The sequence below is a fragment of the Flavobacterium sp. N3904 genome (assembly GCF_025947305.1).
In the GTDB taxonomy this organism is placed as follows: domain Bacteria; phylum Bacteroidota; class Bacteroidia; order Flavobacteriales; family Flavobacteriaceae; genus Flavobacterium.
Genome location: NZ_CP110009.1, coordinates 2847604 through 2871216 on the forward strand (window position 1 = coordinate 2847604; position 23613 = coordinate 2871216).

General features: G+C 34.9%; 21 protein-coding genes. 14 read left to right on the top strand and 7 right to left on the bottom strand.

The genetic code is table 11. From position 1 onward, the window contains the following. Positions 1-10: 10 nt before the first annotated feature. From argC to OLM57_RS12155, 3 genes are all read right to left on the bottom strand, one after another. Positions 11-988, bottom strand: a complete 978-nt coding sequence (argC, locus tag OLM57_RS12145) for an N-acetyl-gamma-glutamyl-phosphate reductase (RefSeq protein ID WP_264563961.1) — start codon at positions 986-988, stop codon at positions 11-13. 217 nt (positions 989-1205) lie between these two features. Next, a complete protein-coding gene (locus tag OLM57_RS12150; RefSeq protein WP_264563962.1) occupies positions 1206-2405 on the bottom strand; it encodes an argininosuccinate synthase in 1200 nt (399 codons plus the stop codon). Between the two features lie 110 nt (positions 2406-2515). Continuing rightward, positions 2516-3133: a GNAT family N-acetyltransferase gene (locus OLM57_RS12155; protein ID WP_264563963.1), complete on the bottom strand. Its 618-nt coding sequence runs from the start codon at positions 3131-3133 to the stop codon at positions 2516-2518. Between the two features lie 657 nt (positions 3134-3790). On the opposite strand from OLM57_RS12155, the gene OLM57_RS12160 reads away from it, so the two are divergent. Both OLM57_RS12160 and lpxA read left to right on the top strand, forming a co-directional pair. Further along, on the top strand, positions 3791-4354 hold the full coding sequence (locus tag OLM57_RS12160) for a Crp/Fnr family transcriptional regulator (RefSeq protein WP_264563964.1): 564 nt from the start codon (positions 3791-3793) through the stop codon (positions 4352-4354). Between the two features lie 64 nt (positions 4355-4418). Beyond that, a complete protein-coding gene (gene lpxA, locus OLM57_RS12165; protein ID WP_264563965.1) occupies positions 4419-5192 on the top strand; it encodes an acyl-ACP--UDP-N-acetylglucosamine O-acyltransferase in 774 nt (257 codons plus the stop codon). A 59-nt stretch (positions 5193-5251) separates the two neighbouring features. Here lpxA and OLM57_RS12170 read toward each other — a convergent pair whose 3' ends face one another. Both OLM57_RS12170 and fahA read right to left on the bottom strand, forming a co-directional pair. Then, entirely contained in the window at positions 5252-6436 is a 1185-nt protein-coding gene (locus OLM57_RS12170) for a hypothetical protein (protein ID WP_264563966.1), read from the bottom strand. A gap of 138 nt (positions 6437-6574) precedes the next feature. Continuing rightward, complete coding sequence (fahA, locus tag OLM57_RS12175) at positions 6575-7858, bottom strand: fumarylacetoacetase (protein ID WP_264563967.1); 1284 nt, start codon at positions 7856-7858, stop codon at positions 6575-6577. Positions 7859-7965: 107 nt separating this feature from the next. On the opposite strand from fahA, the gene glyA reads away from it, so the two are divergent. The 3 genes from glyA (at position 7966) to OLM57_RS12190 (ending at position 10583) form a co-directional block, all read left to right on the top strand. Then, entirely contained in the window at positions 7966-9240 is a 1275-nt protein-coding gene (gene glyA, locus OLM57_RS12180; RefSeq protein ID WP_264563968.1) for a serine hydroxymethyltransferase, read from the top strand. 131 nt (positions 9241-9371) lie between these two features. After that, a complete protein-coding gene (locus OLM57_RS12185; RefSeq protein ID WP_264563969.1) occupies positions 9372-9965 on the top strand; it encodes a tRNA-(ms[2]io[6]A)-hydroxylase in 594 nt (197 codons plus the stop codon). 96 nt (positions 9966-10061) lie between these two features. Beyond that, a complete protein-coding gene (locus OLM57_RS12190; protein WP_264563970.1) occupies positions 10062-10583 on the top strand; it encodes a GNAT family N-acetyltransferase in 522 nt (173 codons plus the stop codon). A gap of 304 nt (positions 10584-10887) precedes the next feature. On the opposite strand, the gene OLM57_RS12195 is transcribed toward OLM57_RS12190, so the two are convergent. After that, positions 10888-11181, bottom strand: coding sequence for a GIY-YIG nuclease family protein (locus tag OLM57_RS12195; RefSeq protein ID WP_264563971.1), 294 nt, complete (start codon positions 11179-11181; stop codon positions 10888-10890). Positions 11182-11500: 319 nt separating this feature from the next. On the opposite strand from OLM57_RS12195, the gene OLM57_RS12200 reads away from it, so the two are divergent. The 4 genes from OLM57_RS12200 to OLM57_RS12215 all read left to right on the top strand — a co-directional run bounded on the left by OLM57_RS12200 (position 11501) and on the right by OLM57_RS12215 (position 15119). Further along, on the top strand, positions 11501-11965 hold the full coding sequence (locus OLM57_RS12200) for a VOC family protein (protein WP_264563972.1): 465 nt from the start codon (positions 11501-11503) through the stop codon (positions 11963-11965). Positions 11966-12085: 120 nt separating this feature from the next. Beyond that, positions 12086-13180 carry an efflux RND transporter periplasmic adaptor subunit gene (locus tag OLM57_RS12205; RefSeq protein WP_264563973.1) on the top strand — a complete coding sequence of 365 codons (1095 nt, stop codon included), beginning with the start codon at positions 12086-12088 and terminating at the stop codon, positions 13178-13180. Then, positions 13180-14436: an ABC transporter permease gene (locus OLM57_RS12210; RefSeq protein WP_264563974.1), complete on the top strand. Its 1257-nt coding sequence runs from the start codon at positions 13180-13182 to the stop codon at positions 14434-14436. The genes OLM57_RS12205 and OLM57_RS12210 overlap by 1 nt, the downstream gene beginning before the upstream one ends. 2 nt (positions 14437-14438) lie before the next feature. Beyond that, positions 14439-15119 carry an ABC transporter ATP-binding protein gene (locus OLM57_RS12215; protein ID WP_264563975.1) on the top strand — a complete coding sequence of 227 codons (681 nt, stop codon included), beginning with the start codon at positions 14439-14441 and terminating at the stop codon, positions 15117-15119. Positions 15120-15123: 4 nt separating this feature from the next. On the opposite strand, the gene OLM57_RS12220 is transcribed toward OLM57_RS12215, so the two are convergent. Further along, entirely contained in the window at positions 15124-15693 is a 570-nt protein-coding gene (locus OLM57_RS12220) for a pentapeptide repeat-containing protein (protein WP_264563976.1), read from the bottom strand. Between the two features lie 264 nt (positions 15694-15957). Between OLM57_RS12220 and OLM57_RS12225 the strand changes: the two genes are divergently transcribed. The 5 genes from OLM57_RS12225 (at position 15958) to OLM57_RS12245 (ending at position 23569) form a co-directional block, all read left to right on the top strand. After that, positions 15958-16353, top strand: a complete 396-nt coding sequence (locus tag OLM57_RS12225; protein WP_264563977.1) for a hypothetical protein — start codon at positions 15958-15960, stop codon at positions 16351-16353. A 327-nt stretch (positions 16354-16680) separates the two neighbouring features. Further along, a complete protein-coding gene (locus OLM57_RS12230; protein WP_264563978.1) occupies positions 16681-17763 on the top strand; it encodes an efflux RND transporter periplasmic adaptor subunit in 1083 nt (360 codons plus the stop codon). Between the two features lie 22 nt (positions 17764-17785). After that, positions 17786-20953, top strand: coding sequence for an efflux RND transporter permease subunit (locus OLM57_RS12235; RefSeq protein WP_264563979.1), 3168 nt, complete (start codon positions 17786-17788; stop codon positions 20951-20953). Beyond that, positions 20946-22376 (top strand): TolC family protein, encoded by a 1431-nt coding sequence (locus OLM57_RS12240; RefSeq protein ID WP_264563980.1) that lies wholly within the window; start codon positions 20946-20948, stop codon positions 22374-22376. Before OLM57_RS12235 ends, OLM57_RS12240 begins: the two co-directional genes overlap by 8 nt. 149 nt (positions 22377-22525) lie before the next feature. Continuing rightward, positions 22526-23569, top strand: a complete 1044-nt coding sequence (locus OLM57_RS12245) for an NAD(P)-dependent alcohol dehydrogenase (RefSeq protein ID WP_264563981.1) — start codon at positions 22526-22528, stop codon at positions 23567-23569. Positions 23570-23613: the final 44 nt, after the last annotated feature.

Consider the following 23613-nt stretch of genomic DNA (forward strand, 5'->3'; position numbering starts at 1 on the left):
AAACAAATTTTTAAAATCCACTTGGTTTCAAATGCAATCCCGTACTTTCTTCCAATCCAAACATTAAATTCATGTTTTGAATGGCTTGTCCTGAGGCGCCTTTGACTAAATTATCGATTACCGAAGTAATCAAAATCCGGTTTCCTTTTTTTTCTAAACTAATTATGCATTTATTCGTTTGGACAACTTGTTTCATATTGATACCAGACTTGGTGACGGTTACAAAAGGCTGGTTTTTATAGAACGCTTCGTATTTGGCTACAATATTCTCCAAACTTTCGTCGCAAGTGGTGTATAATGTTGCAAAAATTCCTCTCGGGAAATCCCCTCTGTTCGGAATGAACAGCAATTCGTTTGTGAAATCATTTTGCAATTGGTGCAAGCTTTCGGATATTTCACCCAAATGTTGGTGTTCGAAAGCTTTATAATGCGACATATTGTTGTTTCTCCAACTGAAATGCGAAGTCTCGGAAAGTCCAACTCCAGCTCCAGTGCTTCCCGTTGTGGCGTTGATGTGCACATCGCTGTTCAATAATTTGGCTTTCGCCAAAGGCAATAAAGCCAACTGAATCGCAGTGGCAAAACAGCCCGGATTTGCAATGAATTGGGCGTTTTTGATTGCTGTTTTGTTTAGTTCTGGTAAGCCGTAAATAAATTTTTTACCATTAAATACTTCGTCTTTGTGCAATCTGAAATCATTTCCTAAATCGATGATTTTGGTATGGCTTGCAAATTGGTTTTCGGTTAAAAATGTTTTTGATTTCCCGTGTCCTAAACATAGGAAAACCACATTCACATTTGGATTTACAGTATCGGTAAAATTCATTTCGATATCGCCCAACAAATCGTGATGCGCTACCGAAAGCGGTTTTCCAGCATTGGTGGTGCTGTAAACAAAATCGATAGTAACATCGGGATGAAACATTAATATTCTGATGAGTTCTCCGGCTGTATAGCCAGATCCGCCAATTATACCTATGTTAATCATAATTTTAAATTTTAAAACGTACTATAATTAGTGTTTTTTATATTTTTTTGTTGATTTGGATAACTCCAAAAATTCCTAATATTCCCTCTTTAGCCCCGACAGAAGGGAAAATCCTTTTGTGCCGGTGTTCGGTGCAAAAGATTGGAATGATGGCGGGAACCGATACCTTCTGAAAATGCTTAAACTTTCGCTCTAAATTATTCTTTGAATAACCGAATTAATCGTGTGTCAATTTGTTTACCGATGAGAATATGTTTTGTGCATTCCCCAGAATTTTGATAAATCCTTTGGCATCGTCAGACGTCCAAGCGTTGTTCATTTCGCCGTATTGACCAAAACCGGTATTCATCAAGTCGTTTTCGGACTCGATTCCGTCCAGCGTGAAGTGATACGGTTTAAGCGAAACAATCACAGTTCCGTTTACAGTAGCTTGAGTATCTTCAAGGAAAGCCTCGATGTTGCGCATTACAGGATCCAGAAATTGACCTTCGTGAAATAACATTCCGTACCAGTTTCCTAGTTGTTCTTTCCAGTATTGTTGCCATTTTCCAAGGGTGTGTTTCTCTAATAAATGATGCGCTTTAATGATGATTAGCGGTGCAGCGGCTTCAAAACCAACTCTTCCTTTGATTCCGATAATGGTGTCACCCACGTGAATGTCTCTACCAATCGCATAGGCGTTGGCTAATTTTTCCAAAGCAACGATATTTTTGGTTGGAGTATCAAGAACATCGTTGATGCCCACTAATTGTCCTTTTCCGAATTGGAGCGTTACTTTTTCTTCACCTGTTTTTTGCAATTGAGATGGGTAGGCTTCGCCTGGCAAAGCTTGGTTGGATGTCAAAGTTTCTTTTCCGCCTACGCTAGTTCCCCAAAGCCCTTTGTTGATGGAGTATTGTGCTTTTTCCCAAGAATAGTGAACGCCATTTTTAGACAAATAATCCACTTCTTCCTGTCTTGAAAGTTTTAAGTCTCTGATAGGTGTGATGATTTCAATTTCGGGAGCGATGGTTTGGAAAATTAAATCAAAACGAATTTGGTCATTTCCGGCACCGGTACTTCCGTGAGCAATTGCTTCGGCACCAACAGATTTGGCATATTTTATGGCTTCAATCGCTTGAAAAACACGCTCAGCACTTACAGATAGTGGATAGGTGTTGTTTTTTAACACATTTCCGTAAATCAAATATTTGATTGCTTTGTCATAATATTTTTCAACGATAGTCAGGTTGGCGTGTTTGGCGCTTCCTAGCTCATAGGCTCTGTCTTCGATAGCTTTTAATTCGGCTTCATCAAAACCGCCAGTATTGATTAATACGGTATGCACTTCATACCCTTTTTCATTTTTCAAATATTTAAGACAGTAAGATGTGTCTAATCCTCCACTATATGCTAATACTACTTTTTTACTTCCCATTTTTTATTGTTTTGTGGAGGTCGTGAATCTCCGATTTCATGATTTTTTATTTTTTTGCTTTTAGGCATTGGCAAGTGCCATTTGCTTTAGGCTTTATATTTCTTAGTTAATTATTTTTTTAAAAATAAAGATTTTTTAATGGCTATTAATCTATTGAGAACTCTCACATTAAAAGGATGTTTGGGAGGATCTTTCGGCTTTTCTTTTGGGTCAAAAAGCATTCCGGTACACAAACACATCTTGTGTTCCTTGCTTTTTAATATGTCATAATTGGTACAGGTTTGACAGCCTTTCCAGAAACTTGGGTCGTTGGTCAGTTCCGAAAAAGGAACTGGTTTGTATCCCAAATCCGAATTGATTTTCATCACCGCCAATCCTGTTGTAATTCCGAATACTTTGGCGTCCGGATATTTTTGCAACGAATAGTCGAATACAAATGATTTTATTTTTTTGGCCAATCCTAAATTTCTGTAATCCGGATGTACGATTAAACCAGAGTGGGCCACAAACTGACCGTGTTGCCAACTTTCGATATAACAAAAACCAGCAAAGATTCCGTTATTAAGCGCAATAACTGCATCACCTTTTTCCATCTTCTTTTGGATGTATTCTGGGGTTCTTTTGGCAATTCCAGTACCTCTTAACAGGGCAGATGATTCTATCGTATCGCATATTTCCTGCGCATACTTATAATGTTCTTCCTGAGTTACTACAATAGAAATATTCATTTCAAGAGTTATATTTTAGGTTAAAAAATGCACTGCAATCATGTTTAAAATGTTCTGGTTTTGCACTATCAAATATAGAATAAATGAAGTAAAGAACAATCCAAATAATTGAATTACAGATAGATAAAATGTGTTTGGTAATTTCTTTAGGATGTATTAATCCAAATAGATATGGAAATAATTTCAAAACGATAAAATAAGAAATGAATAAATATAATACGATTACACTATGGAGGCTATAATTATAGCATCCGTACTTCGGGAGAAGTCGTAGGTGTGATTATCCGAGAGATAATTGTTTTATATGTTTCTATTTTTTTCATCGATGCAAAAGTACAATTAAATTTTAAACTTAAACGTAAAATTTTTGCAAAAGTCAAATTTTTAACAAATCAGGTTATTTTTGTATTAAAAAAGAAATTTTGGTTTAAAAGGTAGTTTTTTTGGAGTATTTTTTATTTTTTTTATCAAAGGAGGTATGTATGTGCTAATTTAGTATCCAAAGAAAGTTAAGACATGTTGTAGTAAACTGAAGATTAAAAGAGATTATAACAAACGATTGCAAAGCTAACTTTTAGTATTGATTTGACAGTTTTTTGATTAACAAAACGTTCCGTTGTATCTTTACAAACTACAGTAATCAACAAAATATATAAGATGACCGAACTAATTGCATTTATAAATAATTTTCAAGAACTTGATTTAGAAACGGAACAAGCTGTCAAAAAATACTTTATTAAAGAAGTGTATAAAAAAAATGAATTTATTATTGAAGCCGGAAAGATATGTTCAAAAGTATGCTTCATTAAATCGGGATTAGTGCGCAGATTCTATTATGATGATGGTGATGATGTAACAAAATGGATATATTCCAATAATCAGTTTATTACCTCATTAAGTAGTTTTTTTGAACAAAAACCATCTTTCGAATTCTTTCAGGCATGTGAAGAAACCATAGTATATACCTTATCATATGCTGATGAACAAATTTTATTAGAGTATCCGTTGTTTTCTAAATTTCATATAAAACAACTTCGCCTTTACCTTTCCAGAATCAATGAGTTTCATCATTTGTATAAATTAATGAATGCTCAGGAAAAGTATTTGTATTTACTGACTTCATTTCCGCAGATTATAGAAAAAGCAAAATTAAAAAATATTGCGTCACTCATTGGCGTAAGCCAAGAAACTTTAAGCAGAATAAGAGCTTCAATTAATTGACTTTAAATCAATAAAAAATAGTTTAATAATCCCAACATTTGTCTTCAATTTAAATAGACGTAATGTGAAAAATATAATAATTGGGAAAGAAGCTAATATTGGAAAAAATGTACATATTGGCAATTTTACTATAATAGAGAATGATGTGATTATTGGTGATAATACTTGGATTGGTAATAATGTCAGTATTCTTGATGGAACTAAGATTGGGAAAAATTGTCAAATCCATTCAGGTGCTGTACTGGCAGGAATTCCACAGGATTTAAAGTATAAAGGGGAATCTACTTCATTAGAGATTGGTAATAACAACATTATACGAGAGTTTGTAACCATAAATAAAGGAACAGCATCAAAGCAAAAAACGAGTATTGGAGACAATAATTTATTGATGTCGAATGCTCATATTGGGCATGATTGTATAATAGGTAATAACTGTATTGTAGGATTTAGTGTTGGAATGGCAGGAGAAGTAATTGTAGGTGATTGGGCTAATATTAGCGGATTAACTGCAATACATCAATTTTCGGTTATTGGAGAACAATGTATGATAAGCGGTATTAGCCGAATTGTAAAAGATGTCCCGCCTTATGTAATGGCTGCTCGAGAACCTTTGAGATATGTAGGTTTAAATACTGTAGGTTTAAAAAGAAGAGGATTTGAATCTGAGAAAATAAATGAGCTAAAAGAAATTTACCGTATTATTTTTCAAGAAAAAAGAAATACCACATTGGCTCTGGAGTTCATCGAAAAGCATTTTAAACAAACAATCGAGCGTGATAAAATTATACATTTCATCACACAATCAACAAGAGGAATTATAAAAGGGAATGAAAAATAGATACTCATAAACAACTCAAAAACGAGTTGTTTTTTTTGTAATTGTAAATTTGAAACCCCTTATTTCCTAAACTGATTGCGAGTAATAATATTTTTGATTTTGGCTTTCAAATCTTCGCCAGTATCGTATACCATTTGTTCGCTGGTGGGAAAAGGAACAGCTCTTTTGTCAAAATAAGAATAATAATTGTCATCGGCAGCCCGGCGATCACCTTTGTAAGTTGAGTAAATATTTTCGAAAACAAACTCACTCGTGATAGGAAAAGAGTCTAATAACTGATTGGTTCTGAAATCAATATAATCTACTTTGGCGGTGATTTGACAGGATTTAAATTGTCTTATTTCGTAGATTTTCACAGTTGCATTAATCATATTATCAACCATTATCGGTTTTCCTTCTTTATCTAGAGCGACTCTGCCGTTGGCATCAAGCTGTTTTTTTTGTCCGTCTTTTACTTGGCGTTCTTTTACAAATTCTCTTTCCTTAATTTGTTCTGGTGAGATTAAAATACTTCTGAAATTAATTATCATTCCGTAATCATAATTAATGTCTTTTTGTTTGGTACTGTGATAAACCGTCCATTTGTCATTCAATCCGTAGGTTTTAAAATCCAATAAATCGTTTTGAAGTTGTACCGGAATAATCATGTTTGTCTCGTTTTTGGTATACACTGTAACAAAATCGGTTCCCTTAAACTGTGCTTCATCCATGATTTTGGAAATGTCTTTATAATTTGGATTTATTTTATCCAAATAGGTTAAGTCATCATAAACCCTACGATAATTCATCTTGTTTCCAGTAAGCATTAATGCTTTGGCGTTGGTATATAAATAGTTGGATAACGCATTTTTACTGCTTATGATTTGATCGTTATAATTGTCAAAAGGAAAAATGGCATTGCGTCCTTCTTTGATTAATTTTAGCGGAAGCAAAGGTTTGATTTTCTCTTGACGGTCATTTAAAGCCAAATAGGTATTGTATATTTTCTCTAAATTATTTGGATTATTCTCTTTGCTCAAAAAGCTAATTGAATTTAAATCCCGCTCTTTGGCCTTGGCGAAAGCCTCTTCCAATAAATAAATATAATCCTGTTTCCCTTTTTTTTCTTTATTGGTACGCAAATTGGAAATAGCAATATCTATAGCAGCATCGTAATTACCTGAAGCCAGGTTGTTTTGGGTTTGTTTTACGCCACAAGAAGTAAATAATATAAAAAAAGCAATTATAAAAGTAATTTTTTTCATTTTATGGGGGTAATGAATTTAGGTCAGTTTTAAACTTTAAATAGAATGCAAACTTACTATTCCTTTTGGGGATTATTTAATAAATTTCAAAAAAAAACCGACAAGTTTAAATTGTCGGTTGGTATACTATTCTTTTAATTACGGTCTTACAAAAGGAGGTAGTAATTTACTGGAGCATTCTCCAAAACCAATACGAACTTGTCCGTTCTGGCTATATCCTTTAATGATTACGGTGTCACCATCATTGATAAATTTTCGTTCGGTTCCGTCATTCAATTTTATTGGGTTTTTTCCACCCCAGGTCAGTTCCAGCATCGATCCAAAACTGTCTTCTGTAGGACCGGAAATTGTTCCCGAACCCATCATATCACCAGAGTTTACACGACAACCGTTTGAGGTGTGGTGGGCCAGTTGCTGACTCATTGTCCAATACATGTATTTGAAATTGGATCTAGAAATGATAGTTGGATTCGCATTTTCAGGAGCAATAGCTACTTCAAGATTGATATCGAATGAATGTTTTCCTTTTTGTTGTAAGTAAGGAAGAGGCATTGGTTCTTGTTTAGGGCCTTTGGTTCTAAAAGGTTCTAAAGCATCCAAAGTTACAATCCAAGGAGAAATGGTCGAAGCAAAATTTTTGGCTAAGAATGGTCCCAGTGGTACATATTCCCATTTCTGGATATCACGAGCGCTCCAATCATTCAATAAAACCATTCCAAAAATATAATCTTCTGTTTCACCTACAGGAACATTCTCACCCATTACATTAACATCGGTAGTAATAAAAGCAGTTTCCAATTCAAAATCTACCAAACGGGAAGGTCCAAAAACAGGACTGGTTTCTCCATTAGGCAACGTTTGTCCCATTGGTCTGTGTATTGGAATTCCGGATGGAATAATAGTTGAGCTACGGCCATGATAACCTACCGGTATATATAGCCAGTTGGGTAATAAAGCATTTTCTGGGTCACGAAACATTTTGCCTACATTGGTGGCATGTTCTTTACTAGAATAAAAATCAGTATAATCACCAATTAATACTGGGAGTTGCATTTCTACATCTTCCATATTAAAGATTATAATATCTCTATGTTTGGGATTGTCTCTTAAGGTTGTATTGCTTTCTTCAAAAATATCGGAGATGCGATTTCGAACTAATCGCCAAGTTTTTTGACCATCGGATATAAAGTCATTCAAAGTATCTTGCATGAACATATCATCTGTCAATTCGATGCCTTCAAAATAATTTAACTGCTGTAAAGCACCCAAATCGATAGCAAAATCACCAATTCGAGTACCTACTGTAACGATATTTTCTTTGGTAAGAAAAACACCAAAAGGAATATTTTGAATAGGGAAATCACTGTCTGGCAGTACATCTAACCATGATTTTCTACTAGTGTCGTTGGCTGTTATTGGCATGATAGTGTTAATTGTTTGTTGAAAATTACATGTCAAATATATTATAATCTAACAGTTAAACAAACGTTTTTTTGTATTTTTGCGTCAAATTAACGAAAATCAAAGAAATGCAACGCGACGAACAAATTTTTGACCTCATTCTTGAAGAACAAGACAGACAAATACACGGACTAGAACTTATAGCTTCTGAAAACTTCGTAAGTGACGAAGTAATGGAAGCTGCTGGATCTGTTTTAACGAATAAATATGCCGAAGGATATCCTGGCAAAAGATACTACGGAGGTTGCGAAGTAGTGGATGTTGTTGAACAAATTGCTATCGACAGAGCCAAAGCATTATTTGGAGCTGAGTACGCAAACGTACAACCGCACTCGGGTTCACAGGCCAATACAGCGGTATTTTTTGCTTGCTTGAAACCAGGTGATAAAATATTAGGTTTCGATTTATCTCACGGAGGACACTTAACTCACGGTTCACCAGTAAATTTTTCTGGACGTTTGTACAGTCCTGTTTTCTATGGTGTAGATCAAGAAACTGGTCGTTTGAACTACGATAAAATTCAAGAAATTGCTACTAAAGAACAACCAAAATTAATCATCGCAGGAGCTTCGGCTTATTCTCGTGATATGGATTTTGAACGTTTTAGAGTAATTGCAGATAGTGTAGGAGCTATTTTGATGGCTGATATTTCACATCCTGCTGGGCTTATTGCCAAAGGTTTAATGAATGACCCAATTCCTCATTGTCATATCGTAACGACTACAACTCACAAAACATTGCGTGGACCACGTGGAGGTTTGATTATGATGGGTAAAGATTTTGAAAATCCTTGGGGGTTAACTACACCAAAAGGAGAAATTAGAATGATGTCATCTTTATTGGATCTTGCGGTTTTTCCAGGAAATCAAGGCGGACCATTGATGCACATTATTGCTGCCAAAGCGGTTGCTTTTGGTGAAGCATTGCAAGATGAGTTCTTTACTTATGCTAGACAATTGCAAAAAAATGCCAACGCAATGGCTGATGCTTTTGTGAAAAGAGGATACAATATTATCTCTGGAGGAACTGACAATCACATGATGTTGATTGACCTTAGAAACAAAGGAATTTCAGGAAAAGATGCTGAAAATGCATTAGTAAAAGCTGAAATTACCGTAAATAAAAATATGGTTCCATTTGATGATAAATCACCATTTGTAACTTCAGGTATTCGTGTTGGAACACCGGCAATCACCACTCGTGGTCTTGTTGAAGAAGATATGGAAACGATTGTTGCCATGATTGATAAGGTTTTAATGAACCATACCAATGAAGATATCATCGAAGAAGTAGCCAATGAAGTAAACGAAATGATGAGCGAAAGAGCAATCTTTGTGTTCTAAATTTTTGTTTAATAGTTTAAAGAGTTTAAAGTTTAAGGTTTTGTATTGTGCAAAAGTTCGAACTTTAAACTCTTTTTTTTTAGAAAACCTTAAACTTTAAACAAATTTTTAAACCTTAAACTAATTTTAAAATGTCAGTACTAAGATTAAAATTGCCAACCGATCCCAGATGGGTAAATATTGTAGAAAAAAACATCGAAGAGATTCTTACGGATCATGCTTGGTGCGAACAAAAAGCGGCTACAAATGCTATTACCATTATCACCAATAATTCAGAACACCAAGATTTGGTGAAGGATTTATTGGCCTTGGCCAAAGAAGAAATCGATCATTTTGAACAAGTGCACAATATTATTATCAAACGTGGTTTGAAATTGGGCCGCGAGCGCAAAGACGATTATGTAAACGAATTGTATTTGTACATGAAAAAAAGCGGAGATGGAAGCCGTGTTTCAGGATTGGTGGAACGTTTATTGTTTTCGGCCATGATTGAAGCCAGAAGCTGCGAGCGTTTCAAAGTACTTTCAGAGAATTTTAAAGATGAAGAGTTAGCCAAATTTTATCGTGATTTAATGGAAAGCGAAGCAGGTCATTATACTACTTTTATAACTTACGCCCGAAAATATGGGGTTGGAATCGATGTCGAAAAACGTTGGAGAGAATGGCTGGAATTTGAAGAATCCATTATTGCCAATTATGGCAAAAGTGAGACGATTCACGGGTAGCTTTTAATTGTAAATGGTGAATAGTGAATAGTGAGAAGTCATTGTGGTTAATCATCATCATAGATTCTTATTATTAGTTATAATTAATTGAAATAAATGATAAAGATAGTAGCAGCTACGGCAAACGATTATAATACAATTCAAAGTATTGCATATCAAACTTGGCCTATTGCTTATGGCGAAATCCTTTCGAAAGCGCAATTGGATTTTATGTTGGAAGCTTTTTATAATGAAGAAGCGCTAAAGGACAGTGTTACCAATAAGGGACATTATTTTGTATTGGCCAAAGAAGGAGAGGAGATTTTAGGTTTTGCTTCCTATGAGCATCATTACAACCAAAAACAACAAACCAAAATTCATAAAATTTATATTTTACCACAAACACAAGGAAAAGGAATTGGAAAGAAATTAATTGATTTTGTCGAAAGTGTAGCCAAAGAGAACGATTCGACCGCACTTTCGCTAAACGTAAACCGATTCAATAAAGCATTACATTTTTATCAAAAATTAGGATTCGAAATCGTGGAAGAAGTTAATATTGAATTGGATCACGGTTACCTTATGGAAGATTATGTTATGGAGAAACCGATTGCTTCTCCTATTCGCTCAGGTCAATAAATTTATTATTGAATTTGTTACAATCTTAAAATGCGTTTAAAGAACCCTTTTGAAAATAACGCATTCAATATTCCCAAATAAATTCGGGATTGGCTTATTACCTTTAATTTTAAAATTGTATTTACTTAAGCTAAAAACATTAGAATTGACGGGAGAAGATACAAATCAATAAGGTCGTCAGTTCGAGTGTTTTTTAAAGCTAAACGGATTTTCTTTGTAAAACGAAATGTTCTGCTTTAAAAAATGTATCGAGAACCCTTACATTAATATTACTTCTCAAAATTCCAATAAGTTTAGGAAGAATTTATAATTTGAATCTTTTCTTAGCTAAATTTGGAAGGGAATCATAATCATCATTAATCAAAGCTTCTTTTTTCGCTTGTGACCACTTTTTGATTTGTTTCTCTTTTTCTATTGCAATATTTATATCTGTGAATTCACAATAAAAAACCAATTCGACAGGTCTTTTATTAAAGGTGTAACAATCTGGATAAAATCCTGATTGATGTTGAAATATTCTTTGTGCCAAATTGCTCGTAACCCCGGTATAATAAGTTTTGTTGGAACACTTTAATATATAGACATAAGATTGTTTCATAATGCTAAAGTAAATAATATTTTGTACTCTTATAAAAAGCTTCTCGATACATTTTTGGCGCATTAACTTTCGTTTTCAAATAGTAATTACTTAGGCCAAAAACACTCGAAGTTACGGAGCTCTAAAATTTTGATGGATTTTTATATAAAACCAGGTTTTAAGAGTCGATAATAAAACCTATAAATTTTATAAGTTAATCAATTTTTTTTTTAAATTAATTTCGTGTAACATTCTGTAATTCAGAAAAATGAGTAATTTTAATACTTTGTTTTATGGAATTTTTCATTTGTTAAATTAAAAACTTTAAAAATTAAAATACATGAAAACATCACACATTTACCCTGGAGCATATACCTTGAATGCCTACATAACAATCAAAGGATGTAGCGACGCTATTGAGTTTTACAAAAAAGCATTTGACGCAACAGAAAAAGGCCGATTATTGATGCCAGACGGTAAAATTGGTCACGCAGAAATAGATATTGAAGGCTCTTTACTGATGATGGCCGACGAGAATATCGATTGGGGAAATAAAAGTCCTTTGACCATTGGTGGAAACCCAATGTCTTTTGGATTGTATGTAAAAGATGCCGATGCCGTATTTCAAAAAGCACTTGATGCAGGTGCAACTCTGGTGATGGCTATTGAAGATATGTTTTATGGAGATCGAGTAGGGCAGGTAATGGATCCTTTTGGCTATAAATGGATGATCACAACGCACAAAGAAGACATGAGTTTTGAAGAAATGCAAAAGCGATTTGACAGCATGATGTCTGCACAATAATCATTTTATTTGACTACTATTTAAATTGGAATTATGTAAGAATCATTCTTTTTTTACAATTTTTTAAGTCGTATATTTATATCAGTTTTCGTATGTAAATAAGCGTCAAAAAAATACAAAATGAATTTCAAATCAATATTTGTTTATGGATATGTTTTTTTTCTGGTAGTATCTTGTTCTAAGAAAGAAGATGGCGAGATTAAGCCCACTTTTGGGGATGTTACCGAAAGTGTTTACGCCTCAGGAGTAGTAAAATCAGAGGGTCAGTATGTTGTTTATGCAACTGTAAGTGGAAATTTAAAAAAAATAGACGCTACGGTTGGACAAACAATATTTGTGGGTCAAAAGTTATTCGAATTAGACGAAGATCGAGCTAATTTGAACTCTCAAAATGCGGAATTGGCTTATCAACTCAGTAAAGAGAACAATCAATACTCTAAAGATCGTATTGCCGAAATAGAAATAAAAATTCTATCTGCAAAAAACAAAATGCTTTTAGATGAATCTATTCTAAAACGAAATAAAAAAGTGAAAGAGTTAGAATATATTTCGGATGTAGAATACGAAAGATTAGTACTCACTTACAAAACTTCAAAACTAGAATATGAAGCTGCAATAAAACAATTGGCACAACTCAAAGCGCAATTGCAAAACCAAGAAACTATAAATAGCAATACACTAAAAATCAATCAAAAAAATCAAAAAGATTTTACTGTCAAAAGCGCATTTTCGGGACAATTATTTGACATATTGGTTCGAGAAGGCGCTTATATTACACCACAAATTCCGTTAGCGACCATAGGAAAAGCCAACGCCTTCTTGTTAGAACTTGAAGTCGATGAAAACGATATGGTTCGAGTAACTCTCGGACAAAAAGTCTATGTTACCATGGACAGTTATAAAGGAGCTGTTTTTGAGGCAATAATTGATAAAATTTATCCAATTATGGTAGAACAATCCCGAACATTCAAAATTGAAGCTCACTTTGTAAAACCACCTCCTAAACTTTATCCAAACTTAACTGCCGAAGCGAATATCGTGATTAAAACCAAAAAGAATGTAATTACAATTCCAAAGAATTATTTGATTCAAAACGAATATGTTTTAGTCAGTAAAAAGGAAAAAAGAAAAGTAAAAACAGGCTTGAGTGATTATCAAAAAGTCGAAATTTTGGAAGGTCTAAAACCAGACGAATCTATTTTTAAACCCGAATAATGAACTTTAAACTCATATTAAACATTGCATTGCATTTGCTTCAAGCAAGGCTTAAACAAACTATAGTTGCTGCTATTGGCGTAACTTTTAGTATTGCTATGTTTATTGCTTTGGTTAGTTTTATGAATGGATTAAATGACCTGTTGGACGGTTTGATGCTTAATAGAACGCCTCATGTGCGTTTGTATAATGATATAAAACCATCCGAACATCAGCCGATAACTTTGGCGGAAGCCTATAAAAACAACACTAATTTTATACGATCCATAAAACCAAAAGATATTGGTAAATCGATTTATAACAGCAAAGCCATTATTGCTTATTTAAAAAAAGACCCGCGTATTATTGATGTGGCGCCAAAAATAACAACACCCGTTTTTTTTAATTCAGGAACGATTGAAATTTCGGGAATTATCAATGGAATTGATGTTTTATCAGAAGAGAAAATATTCAAAGTCAGCGAATACATTATTGAAGGAAAGGTTACCAATTTGTTACAAAATAACAGCATTATTCTTGGGAAAGGTCTTGCCAGTAAAATGATGCTCACTGTTGGGGATATTATTAAAATTACTGCTCCCAGTGGAAATTTGTCTTCCCTTAAAATTGTAGGTATTTCTCAAATGGGTATAGCCGAGGTAGACGATGTTATGAGTTATACTTCACTCGACACCGCACAAAAATTACTTGGAGAACCCACTAATTATATTACCGATATTCAAATACAATTGCACGACAAAACAACTGCACCAGAACTTTCCAAAGAGTTTCGAGACAAATTTAATTTGGATACCATTGATTACAAAACAGCCAATGCTCAGTTTGAAACAGGAAGTAGTGTTCGAACTATTATATCCTATGCAGTAGGAGTTGTGTTGCTGATAGTGGCTGGTTTCGGGATTTATAATATTCTAAACATGATGATTTATGAAAAAATGGACAGTATTGCCATTCTAAAAGCGACAGGTTTTTCTGGGAATGACGTAAGGTGGATTTTTATTTCTCTTTCCTTAATAATAGGTTTTGTAGGAGGAATGTTTGGATTGTTGTTTGGTTTTATTTTTTCTTCGATTATAGATGTGATTCCGTTCAAGACTACTTCTTTGCCCACCATAACAACTTACCCTATTTATTATGATGGAATTTATTATACCATAGGAATCATTTTTGCCTTATTTACGACCACAATTGCAGGCTACTTTCCTGCTTCAAAAGCCAGTAAGATTGATCCAGTAGAAATCATTAGAGGGAAGTAATTATGGAGAATAATATAGTTTTAGAAACAAAAGGATTGACAAAATATTTTTATGATCCAGTAAAATTCAAAGTACTTACAGAAATAAACATGAGTATTGATCATGGAGAATTTGTTTCGATTGTGGGGAAATCGGGTTGTGGTAAATCGACTTTGTTGTATTTACTTTCTACTATGGATACCGATTATGAAGGTCAAATATTAATTCATAATGAGCTTGTAACGGGAAAAGCGGATAAAGTATTAGCACAAATCCGAAATGAAAATATTGGTTTTGTATTTCAGTTTCACTATTTGTTAATCGAATATAATGTATTGAGAAATGTGATGTTGCCTGGACTAAAATTGGCAAAATATTCCGAACAGGAATTAGAGCATCGCGCATTGGAACATTTAAAAACATTAGGTATGGAAGAACAAGCGCTAAAAATGCCAAATCAGTTAAGTGGAGGCCAAAAACAGCGGGTTGCCATTGCTCGTGCATTGATTAATGATCCTTTGATAATAATGGGTGATGAACCAACAGGAAATTTGGATAAAAAAAATAGCGATTTGGTTTATGATATTTTTAATGAACTAACATTAGAAAAAAAACAAACCTTACTCATTGTTACACATGATACTGATTTTGCTAATAAAACCAATAGAATTATCACTATGGAAGACGGGAAAATTATTTCTTAAGGAGTTACTTTACTATTATGTCGTGTCTATAAAGCAAACCTTTCAGCCCTTCTAATGCAAAGATTGCTTTCTTTAATTTTGTGACTTTTGGGTCAATAGTGTAGTTGTAACTGGTCTTGAAATTGGCTTTGTTGGCAATGGCTTTGGCAAATTCGGCGCGGTACAAATCGCAATTTTCAAAGAGTACTTCAGTCAAATCGGTAGCCATAAAATCTACCGCTACCAAACTGCAATTGATGAATGGAGTTCCTTTTATTTTCAAGGTATAAAACTTCGAAAAATCCAGCACGCAATCATTAAAGCGAACTTCAAAAATGAGTTTGTTACACATGGCAAAATTGACATCTTTGATTTCACATCTGTTGAATGTTACAGTTCTCAACGCTACATGATTGATTTTGCCTTCGCTAAAAACACAATCATTAAAAACACAATCAATAAAAGTAACATCCATAAAGTTACAAGCCGAGAACGTACAATGATTAAATGTACAACATTCGAACTCCTTAAAATTGACTTCATCCACGCCATAAGTATGGTTGTTGTATTCTTTATCCAGGAAATATTCAGGCATTAAAAGATTTTAAGTTCGTTGTTTGCATCATAATAGTGGAACAAAGAAACAATTTCTACAGTTAAAAATGACAAATATAAAAGTTTATAAATATTTAAGTCAGCGTATTATTAAAACGAAATCGTTTGTTAATTAAATTTAATTCTTTCTCTAATATTATTCTTATTTGAAAACTAATTGGTTATGATGATAATGCCTATCATTATTTAAAAAAAAGTTAAAATTTATAAAAAGGAATCGCTTAGTCATTAACTTCGCCGGCAAATGAAAGCAAATTTTTTTTATATATTCTTGAGTTTCTTTCTACTTGGAGGTGGAAGTAATCTGCATGCAGAAACGCTTCCAGATCACATTGGTTACTCTTTTTCTAGTAATCTTATAAAAAAGGAACAAGTAAAACATAAAAATTCAAATCGAAAAAGTGTCATAGTTGAAGATGCTGACATAGATTTGGATGAAGAATTTCATAATACTGATGAATTTAAAATTGACGGAGCTACTAAATTTTTAGTTCCAACAAACAATTTCCTTCAAAGTTGGTATTTAAATTTATCCGATCATTTTTATTTAAAATCAAATTCTAAGTGTACTAAGACTTTAGTGCCTTTTTGTGGTCAATCCAATCGTATTTATATTACGCAAAGCGTTTTAAGGATTTGATCCAAACATTCATCAGTTACCAAATTTGCAATTAAACAGATCTTGTCAGCGTAAAATAGTTTTACTTCTGCTGGTATGGATATTCAAATTTTACTTTGGTTACTGATTTTTTTTCCTCTAAAAGGACCTTACTAATTCCAATTTTTTAATTACTTAATTTTTTAGCTCTTCGCTTAAACGATTGGGTTTACGGTATTTTTTTATAAAAATGATTATTTGAATAACAGAAGTTTTATTTCGAACTGTTTCAAATGTACAATTCTTGTTTTTTTATAAAATGACTTTTCCAATAGGTTTTTGCCGAAGACTTTAATTTCCATTTACACCATGAAGAAAATAATTGCATTCACAGGCTTGATTGCCTTGTTGTGCCTAACAAGCTGTACAACCAAAAAAGAAGAAAAAGAAGAACAGGGCAAATTTACCGTTACCAATGCTGCCATAATTGATACTTCATTTACCAAGCAGTATGTTTCTCAGATCCGTTCTGTCCGTGACATCGAGATCCGTGCCCAAGAAAAAGGGTTTTTAGAAAAAATTTATGTCGATGAAGGTCAGTTTGTAAAAGCAGGTCAACTGTTATTCAAAATCATGCCAAAAATGTATGAGGCAGAATTGCTAAAAGCGCAAGCCGAAGCCAAAGCAGCAGAAATCGAATTACAGAATACTAAAGCACTGGCAGATAAAAGCATAGTATCAAAAAGCGAACAGGCTATAGCTCAGGCCAAATTGGAACAGGCAAAAGCCGAAGTTTCATTGGCAAAACTCCACTTATCGTTCACAGAAATCAGAGCGCCGTTTGACGGAACCATTGACCGAATTCCTAAAAAACTAGGAAGCCTTATTGACGAAGGCGAACTACTGACCACTCTTTCAGACAACAGTCAGGTATATGCTTATTTTAATTTGTCCGAGCCAGAATACTTAGAATATCAAACCAATATAAAAGGACGCGGCGATAGTAAAGTAAGCTTGCTATTGGCTAGCAACGAACCTTTTGCTTACAAAGGAAATGTAGAATTGGTCGAAAGCGAGTTTGATAGTGAAACCGGTAATATTGCTTTTAGAGCAAAATTCCCGAATCCGAACAAACTTTTAAAAAATGGAGAGACTGGTTCGGTAATGATGACCGTTCCAGTTAAAAATGCATTGATTATTCCACAGAAAACAACTTATGAAATACAGGATAAGATGTATGTTTTTGTTTTAGACAATAAAAATGTGGTACGATCAAGAGAAATTACTATTGCTGGTTCAATGCCTGATTTGTATGTGGTTAAAAGCGGTATTACTCAAAATGACAAAATTCTTTTAGAAGGAGTTCAGAAAGTGAAGGATGATGAAGTCATTAAATATGATTATCAGAAACCTGAAGATGTTCTAGCTCATTTGAAATTAAAAGCAGAATAATTCTAAATCTAAATCTAAAAAAATGTTTAACAAATTTATACAAAGACCAGTCCTATCGATAGTGATATCTCTGATGATTGTCTTACTGGGTGTTTTGGCACTTGTCAAGTTACCGGTGACATTATTTCCTTCGATATCACCGCCAAAAGTAAACGTTACCGCTTCGTATCCGGGAGCAAACAACGAACTTTTGATTAAATCGGTAATCATTCCGCTAGAAAGAGCCTTAAACGGTGTTCCCGGAATGAAATATATAGCTTCTGATGCAGGTAATGATGGAGAAGGATCGATACAGGTTATTTTTAATCTTGGAACCGACCCAAATCAAGCGTCACTAAATGTACAAAACCGTGTAGCTTCGGTAGTAAATAAACTGCCACCAATTGTAGTTCGAGAAGGAGTAAAAATTACTCGTGAGGAATCCAACATGCTTTTGTATGTCAATCTTCATAGTTCTGATCCAAAAGCAGATCAAAAATTTCTTTACAATTTTGCGGATATCAACATATTATCGGAGCTGAAAAGAGTTGACGGTGTTGGAGATGCCGATATTTTGGGTAATAGAGAATATGCCATGCGTATCTGGTTGAAACCCGATCGTATGTTGGCTTACAAAATATCTGCCGACGAAGTAATGGAAGCCTTGTCCCAACAGAGTTTGGAAGCTTCACCTGGTAAAACGGGAGAAAGTTCCGGTAAAAGATCCCAAGCATTTGAATATGTATTGAAATACCCAGGACGTTTTACTACCAATGAGCAATATGAAAATATTGTTTTAAGATCCAATCCGAATGGGGAAATCCTTAGATTGAAAGATGTTGCAAAAGTAGAATTTGGAAGCTCGATGTATGATATTTATTCCAATTTAAATGGAAAACCTTCGGCTGCAATAGTTTTAAAACAATCCTATGGAAGTAATGCAACTCAGGTAATCAAAGACGTAAAAGCTAAATTGGCCGAACTAAAGATTTCAACCTTCCCAAAAGGGATGGATTATGAGATTAGTTATGACGTTTCTAAATTTCTGGATGCCTCAATCGAAAAAGTAATTCATACTTTGTTGGAAGCATTTGTATTGGTGGGCTTGGTAGTATTCTTGTTCCTTGGGGATTGGCGTTCTACTTTAATTCCCGCTATTGCTGTGCCGGTATCCTTAATTGGAACTTTTATGTTTATGCAATTCTTTGGAATTAACTTAAACCTGATTACTTTATTTGCATTGGTTTTGGCTATCGGTATTGTTGTAGATAATGCCATTGTTGTTATTGAAGCGGTCCATTATAAGATGGAGACTAAGAATATAAAACCAATGAAGGCCACCAAAGAGGCCATGCATGAGGTAAGTGGGGCTATTGTCGCAATCACTTTTGTAATGGCTGCCGTATTTATTCCCGTTGCATTCATGTCGGGACCTGTCGGAATATTTTACAGACAGTTTTCGATCACAATGGCAACCGCAATTATCCTTTCTGGAGTTGTTGCATTGACGCTAACGCCCGCGCTGTGTGCGATGATGCTGAAAAATACACATGGTCAACCCAAAAAGGAAACAATAGTAAATAAAATTGTTGAAAGTTTTAATGGTTGGTTTAATGGAGTTTCTGGAAAATATCGAAATTTATTGGGGTTGATTGTAAACAGAAGAGTCATTACTTTCGCGATGCTAATCTTTTTCTGTGTTGGGACTTATTTTTTGAATGGTAGTCTTCCTTCGGGTTTTATACCAAATGAAGATCAGGGAATGTTTTATGCAGTTATTCAAACTCCTCCAGGATCAACATTGGAACGAACCAATCAAGTAGCAGAAAAGCTTCAAAAAATTGCCGAAAAGATTGATGGGGTTAAATCGGTTTCTTCATTGGCGGGATATGAAATCCTTACCGAAGGAACAGGATCCAATTCCGGAACCTGTTTGATCAACCTAAAAAGCTGGGAAGAACGTTCTCATTCTTCACAAGAAATTATTGACGAATTGGAGAAAAAAGCCAAAGATATTCCGGGTGCGACCATTGAATTCTTCGAACCACCCGCTGTGCCTGGTTATGGAGCTGCCGGAGGATTTGAATTGCGTTTGCTGGACAAAGCAGGGTCTGGTGATTACAAGAAAATGGAAACCGTAAGTAATGATTTTGTCAAAGAACTCAACAAAAGACCGGAATTGGCATCGGTATTTACGTTTTATAGTGCCAGTTTTCCGCAGTATATGTTGAATATTGATAATGATATTGCACAACAAAAAGGAGTAACTATTGAAAATGCTACCAATACGCTTTCGACACTTATAGGAAGTAATTACGAAATCAGTTTTATTAAATATGGTATCAATTATAAGGTAATGGTTCAGGCATCTCCTGAGTACAGAGCATTACCCGAAGATGTTTTGAAATTGTATGTAAAGAACAATCGTGATGAAATGGTGCCTTTCTCGGCTTTTATGACAATGGAAAAAGTATATGGTTTGTCTGAGATTACAAGACATAACATGTACAATGCTTCAGAAATAAGCGGTCAATCTGCGCCGGGATACAGTAGTGGTGAATCCATAAAAGCAATCCAAGAAGTGGCCGAAAAGAAGTTGCCAAGAGGGTACGGAATTGATTGGGCAGGTATTTCCAAAGATGAAGTTGGTCGTGGAAACGAAGCGATATATATATTCTTAATCTGTCTTGGTTTTGTGTATTTAATTTTGGCTGCACAATATGAAAGTTTCATTCTTCCATTAGTGGTTATTTTATCACTTGTTGCAGGAATTTTTGGAGCATTTTTATTCCTGAAATTATTTGGTTTGGAAAACAATATTTATGCACAAGTTGCCATGGTAATGCTTATTGGTTTGCTGGGTAAAAATGCGGTACTGATCGTTGAGTTTGCCGTTCAGAGGCATCGAGCCGGAGATACGGTATTGCAAGCGGCCATCGAAGGTTCTGCGTTGAGATTCCGTCCTATTTTGATGACTTCATTCGCATTTATTGCAGGATTAATTCCTTTGGTTATTGCTTCTGGACCCGGTAAAATTGGAAACCGAACCATCGGTTCTGCCGCGGCAGGAGGGATGCTTATTGGAACTATTTTCGGAGTACTTCTGATACCTGGATTGTATTACATATTTGGAAGAATTTCAGAAAAAGTCCAATTTATAAAAAATGAAGAAGAGAATCCACTAACCGAAGAAATCGATCACAATGTATAAAATCAAATTATATCAATATCTTATCCCGCTAGGCATTTGTCTGGCGGTGGTAAGTTGTGCTCCGGCTATTACACCATTGGCCGAGACCACAGTTGCTCCCGAATCCTACACTACAAACAAGGATACAATCAATACTTCGTCAATTGTATGGAAGGATTTTTTTAAGGACAAATACCTAACTGATTTGATTGATGTAGCTTTAAAAAACAATCAGGAACTGAAAATTACCCTGGCCGAAATTGAAATCGCCCAAAGCGAAATTCGTGCCAAAAAGGGAGCATTATTACCATCAGTTGGCATAGGCGCTGTTGTTGGAATTGATAAGGTGGGAAGATACACTAGTACAGGAGCGGGTGATGCTTCTACAGACATAACTCCCGGACAGCCAATGCCCGATCCATTGATGAATTATGGAATTGCAGCACAAGCCAATTGGGAAGTAGATATTTGGAAAAAACTGCGCAATTCAAAGAAAGCAGCAGTAAGCCGATATTTATCAACCGTTGAAGGTAAAAACTTTGTAGTTACCAACCTTATCGCAGAGGTTTCAGATTCGTATTATGAATTACTGTCTTTGGATAGTCAGTTGGAAATTATAAGACAGAACATTAAACTGCAAAACAATGCTTTTGAAATTGTAAAAGCACAGAAAGATGCTGCCCGAACAAATGAATTGGCGGTTCAAAAATTTCAGGCAGAAGTCTTGGCTTCTCAAAGTATGGAGTTTGAAACATTGCAGAAAATTAAAGAAACCGAGAACCGCATTAACTTTTTGCTAGGGCGTTATCCTCAGGAAATTGCAAGGGAAAAAAGCGACTTTTTGAGTTTGACTCCTACCATTGTTAATTCAGGAATTCCTTCACAATTATTGGCCAATCGTCCTGATATCAAACAGGCCGAATTGGAACTTACAGCTGCAAAGTTGGATGTAAAAGTAGCTCGTGCCGAGTTCTATCCTTCGCTGGATATTTCGGCAACATTGGGAGTTGAGGCTTTCAAACCATCATTTCTGTTTACTTTGCCAGAGTCACTATTGTATTCCCTTGCTGGAGATATTGCTGGACCACTGATCAATAAAAATGCCATTAAAGCAGAGTTTAATAAAGCAAATGCAAGACAATTGCAAGCTTTGTATAATTATGAACGCACCATATTGAATGCATATTTTGAAGTATCTACCGAACTTTCGAGAATTTCTAATTTAGAAAAAGGCTATGATCTAAAATCGCAACAAGTAGGAGCGCTAAACAAGGCAATCGATGCTTCTATTGATTTGTTTAAATCCTCAAGAGTTGATTATTTTGAAGTACTCATGACACAGCGTGATGTTCTGGAAGCAAAACTGGATCTTGTAGAGACCAAAAAGGAACAAATGAATGCCGTTGTTCATACCTACAGAGACTTAGGAGGCGGTTGGAAGTAATTCCATTTTCAAAAATAATACCTCAAAAAAGAGTCGGCAAAATTTGTCCGGCTCTTTTTTTTACTTTATAAATTACTTAAAAAAATAATTAAATTATAATAACTTGATAATCAAGTATTTTTGTTATTTTTAATAAAAAATTATATATCATGATAGCAACAAAAGGTTTTGCAGTACAGGATGCCAAGTCGGACTTGGCATTATGGAATTTTGAACGGCGGGAAGTTGGGCCGCACGATGTACAATTCGACATACAGTTTTGCGGTGTTTGCCATAGTGATCTCCACCAAATCAAAGACGATTGGGGAGGCGGTATTTTCCCGATGGTTCCCGGACATGAAATTGTGGGGAAAGTTATAAAAGTGGGAAGCCATGTTAAGAAGTTCAAAGTGGGTGATCTCGCTGGAACGGGCTGTCTGGTTGATTCTTGCAGAACTTGTGATAACTGCAAAGAAGGTTTGGAGCAATTTTGTTCCAACGGATTTTCGGCCACTTATAATGGAATGGAACAAGATCATAAAACCCCTACTTACGGAGGCTACTCAAACACTATTGTGGTTCATGAAGATTTCGTTTTGCATATCTCCGATAAACTCAATTTGGCCGCAGTAGCTCCGTTGCTTTGCGCAGGAATCACGACTTATTCTCCCTTGAAGTTTTTGGGAGTAGGAAAAGGTCACAAACTGGCCGTTTTGGGGCTAGGAGGATTGGGTCATATGGCAGTTAAATTTGGCGTTGCTTTTGGTGCAGAAGTTACTGTTCTGAGCACCTCTCCAAAAAAAGAAGCCGATGCCAAGAAACTCGGAGCGCATAAATTTGTCGTTACAAGTGATCCTGAACAAATCAAAGCAGTGACTGGTTCTTTCGATTTTATTCTCGACACCGTTTCTGCGCCACATGATTTGAATTTGTATATATCACTGCTGAAAACCAAAGGAACCCATGTTTGCATTGGAGTACCACCAACCCCTTATGAATTGCAGGCTTTTGGAATTATTTTTGGACGCAAAAGTATAGTAGGATCCTTAATCGGTGGATTACCGGAGACTCAGGAAATGCTGGATTATTGTGCCGAACACAACATTGTTTCCGATATTGAAATGATAGACATCAAAGATATAAATAAGGCTTTTGAGCGGATGGTGAAAGGCGATGTTCGTTACCGATTTGTAATTGATATGGCGACCTTGTAAATTGAGTTGAAAAAAGTAAAGGACCGGAACATTCAAAAGTGTTC

Excerpts from the sequence above, each read along its gene's own strand:
- glyA (WP_264563968.1), top strand. The coding sequence starts at position 7,966 with ATGCAACGCGACGAACAAATTTTTGACCTCATTCTTGAAGAACAAGAC.
- OLM57_RS12215 (WP_264563975.1), top strand. The coding sequence starts at position 14,439 with ATGGAGAATAATATAGTTTTAGAAACAAAAGGATTGACAAAATATTTT.
- OLM57_RS12235 (WP_264563979.1), top strand. The coding sequence starts at position 17,786 with ATGTTTAACAAATTTATACAAAGACCAGTCCTATCGATAGTGATATCT.
- OLM57_RS12150 (WP_264563962.1), bottom strand. The coding sequence starts at position 2,405 with ATGGGAAGTAAAAAAGTAGTATTAGCATATAGTGGAGGATTAGACACA.
- OLM57_RS12195 (WP_264563971.1), bottom strand. The coding sequence starts at position 11,181 with ATGAAACAATCTTATGTCTATATATTAAAGTGTTCCAACAAAACTTAT.
- OLM57_RS12240 (WP_264563980.1), top strand. The coding sequence starts at position 20,946 with ATGTATAAAATCAAATTATATCAATATCTTATCCCGCTAGGCATTTGT.
- OLM57_RS12200 (WP_264563972.1), top strand. The coding sequence starts at position 11,501 with ATGAAAACATCACACATTTACCCTGGAGCATATACCTTGAATGCCTAC.
- OLM57_RS12230 (WP_264563978.1), top strand. The coding sequence starts at position 16,681 with ATGAAGAAAATAATTGCATTCACAGGCTTGATTGCCTTGTTGTGCCTA.
- argC (WP_264563961.1), bottom strand. The coding sequence starts at position 988 with ATGATTAACATAGGTATAATTGGCGGATCTGGCTATACAGCCGGAGAA.
- OLM57_RS12190 (WP_264563970.1), top strand. The coding sequence starts at position 10,062 with ATGATAAAGATAGTAGCAGCTACGGCAAACGATTATAATACAATTCAA.
- OLM57_RS12185 (WP_264563969.1), top strand. The coding sequence starts at position 9,372 with ATGTCAGTACTAAGATTAAAATTGCCAACCGATCCCAGATGGGTAAAT.
- OLM57_RS12220 (WP_264563976.1), bottom strand. The coding sequence starts at position 15,693 with ATGCCTGAATATTTCCTGGATAAAGAATACAACAACCATACTTATGGC.
- OLM57_RS12155 (WP_264563963.1), bottom strand. The coding sequence starts at position 3,133 with ATGAATATTTCTATTGTAGTAACTCAGGAAGAACATTATAAGTATGCG.
- fahA (WP_264563967.1), bottom strand. The coding sequence starts at position 7,858 with ATGCCAATAACAGCCAACGACACTAGTAGAAAATCATGGTTAGATGTA.
- OLM57_RS12170 (WP_264563966.1), bottom strand. The coding sequence starts at position 6,436 with ATGAAAAAAATTACTTTTATAATTGCTTTTTTTATATTATTTACTTCT.
- OLM57_RS12205 (WP_264563973.1), top strand. The coding sequence starts at position 12,086 with ATGAATTTCAAATCAATATTTGTTTATGGATATGTTTTTTTTCTGGTA.
- OLM57_RS12210 (WP_264563974.1), top strand. The coding sequence starts at position 13,180 with ATGAACTTTAAACTCATATTAAACATTGCATTGCATTTGCTTCAAGCA.
- OLM57_RS12160 (WP_264563964.1), top strand. The coding sequence starts at position 3,791 with ATGACCGAACTAATTGCATTTATAAATAATTTTCAAGAACTTGATTTA.
- OLM57_RS12245 (WP_264563981.1), top strand. The coding sequence starts at position 22,526 with ATGATAGCAACAAAAGGTTTTGCAGTACAGGATGCCAAGTCGGACTTG.
- OLM57_RS12225 (WP_264563977.1), top strand. The coding sequence starts at position 15,958 with ATGAAAGCAAATTTTTTTTATATATTCTTGAGTTTCTTTCTACTTGGA.